The organism is Oleiphilus sp. HI0066 (assembly GCF_001635725.1).
On record NZ_LWFH01000986.1, the window covers coordinates 1 to 587 of the forward strand.

Here is a 587-nt window from a genome sequence, read left to right on the forward strand (position 1 = left end):
TCGGTGAAGATTCCATCCGTACCTGTGTATGTAACATCTGAGATACTCAGCGTATCACCATCAACATCCGATGCTCCCGTTAACAGATCCTCATCTGTAAGCGTGATCGTCCCGTCTTCGTTCATCTGGAAATTCTGATCCTGCGCGACCGGCAGATCATTCACTGGGTTCACTGTCAAATCGATATTGGCTGCGACTGTCGCTTCACCATCGAATATATCGAAACTAATATCGAGATCACCATTGAAGTTTGCAGCCGGTGTCAGCGTGAACGTCCCATCACCATTATCTGTAATCGTCAGTTCCGGATTGGCTGTCTGTAGATTCAACGCCGTGAGCGTATCACCATCCACATCACTCGCTTGCGCCAAGAGCTGTTCTTGGCTCAGTGTGATACTTCCATCCTCATCAATTGCATACGCCAAGTTACCTGAAACAGGGAAGTCATTCACAGGAACAACTACGATATTCGCTTGGGCCGTATCGGTACCACCCTGACCATCAGACACGGTAAAGTCGACGGTGACATTACCATTGAAGTTCTCATTCGGTGCAAAGGTATATGTGTCATCTCCATTATCGGTGAA

1 protein-coding gene is annotated in these 587 nt (G+C 47.7%); it reads right to left on the reverse strand.

Going from position 1 to position 587, the window contains the following annotated elements; all coding sequences use genetic code 11:
* Positions 1-587: cadherin-like domain-containing protein (locus tag A3738_RS11110; RefSeq protein ID WP_156504214.1), on the reverse strand; the 587-nt coding region annotated here is incomplete at both ends.